The sequence below is a fragment of the Streptomyces corchorusii genome, assembly GCF_001514055.1.
In the GTDB taxonomy this organism is placed as follows: domain Bacteria; phylum Actinomycetota; class Actinomycetes; order Streptomycetales; family Streptomycetaceae; genus Streptomyces; species Streptomyces olivaceoviridis.
The window spans coordinates 117831-119060 of the sequence record NZ_KQ948374.1 but is presented as its reverse complement, the minus strand read 5'-3'; the positions used below and the strand labels follow the sequence as shown (position 1 = coordinate 119060).

The window sequence follows — 1230 nt, the reverse complement described above, 5'->3', positions numbered from 1 at the left end:
TGGGGGTCACGCGGTTCCCGGAGACACCGGTACCGGAGACCACCGAGGCGCCGGCCGAGCCGGTGCCGTGAACCTTGGCGGCGGGCGCACCGGACGGCTTGCTGTGAGCCGTGGCGGTGGGCTGGGGGGTGCCGGTCGCAGCGCTGGCCGCTCCCCCCGCCGTCGCGATGGCTGTGGCGGTGGCCGCGATGAGCATGATCGGGCGGATACGCATGAATCAGTGTCCTTTCCTGCGGGCGTCCGGTTGATGCCCGCACCCCTGTACGCCCCTCGGTGCGCGTGCGGTCGCACCCCGGACACGTGGTCCATGTCACAGGACGTGGGCGCGACCTGGGGACGGCGCTCGTGCGTACAGGCTTGAGCGGCGCGAGGCTCCGCCCGGGAGGCACGGCTCCACCGCCGTGGTCGAGGAGTGCTTCCCGGCGAACCGCCTGTGATGCGAGCCGATCGACAGCACCAGGAGAAAAGCCGTTGATGACGCCACAGGAGTTCGACGCGTTCTACGCAGCGTCCTTCTCCCGCCTGACCGGGCAGCTCTACGCGATGACCAGCGACTGGTCCGAAGCACAGGACGTGGTCCAGGAGGCCTTCATCCGCGCGTGGGACCGAAGGCGCACGTTCGACCCCGACGATGCCGCGGAAGCCTGGATCCGGACCACCGCCCGGCGGCTGGCCATCTCACGTTGGCGACGTCTGGCCCGGGGTCTGCATCTGGCCGGACGCCACCACCATGAACCCCGCACCGTCGAGCCGCCCACTGAGGAGTACTTGATGCTGGTCATCGCGCTCCGCGACCTGCCCGAGGCGCAGCGCAGCGCCATTGTCCTGCACCACATGTGCGACCTTTCCATCGAGCAGGTCGCGGCCGAGACCGGCGCCAGCGTCAGTGCCGTCAAGAGCCGCCTCGCCCGCGGGCGGACCGCGCTGGCGGCCCGGCTCGGCGACCAGCCCCCGACCAGCGAGGAAGGACGACTCCATGTCTGATCCCCTCCACGACACCCTGGGCGACCGGCTGCGGCTGCTCGGCACGCAGATGCCGGCACCGACCCTGCCCGCCGCGGAGATCCGCCGACGCGCCGACCGGCGCCGCCACCGCCGGCACGCCCTGGGCGCGACCGCGGCCTGCACCGCTGCAGCCCTGTGCCTGGCTCTCCCGTCCGTGCTGCACTCACCCGGCGCACGGCACGGAGCAGCCCCCACGGACACCTCCTCCGTGTCAACTTCCCCCCG

At 72.0% G+C, this 1230-nt stretch carries 2 protein-coding genes and 1 pseudogene; 2 read left to right on the top strand and 1 reads right to left on the bottom strand.

Annotated features, from left to right (window positions below):
- Positions 1 to 214 (bottom strand): annotated as a pseudogene (locus AQJ11_RS40405) (hypothetical protein); the annotation flags it as partial.
- A gap of 260 nt (positions 215 to 474) precedes the next feature.
- Here AQJ11_RS40405 and AQJ11_RS40400 point away from each other — a divergent pair.
- Both AQJ11_RS40400 and AQJ11_RS40395 read left to right on the top strand, forming a co-directional pair.
- Positions 475 to 984, top strand: coding sequence for a SigE family RNA polymerase sigma factor (locus AQJ11_RS40400; protein WP_059266731.1), 510 nt, complete (start codon positions 475 to 477; stop codon positions 982 to 984).
- The coding region (locus tag AQJ11_RS40395; protein WP_398781534.1) for a hypothetical protein at positions 977 to 1230 on the top strand (254 nt) is incomplete at its 3' end. The genes AQJ11_RS40400 and AQJ11_RS40395, both read left to right, overlap by 8 nt.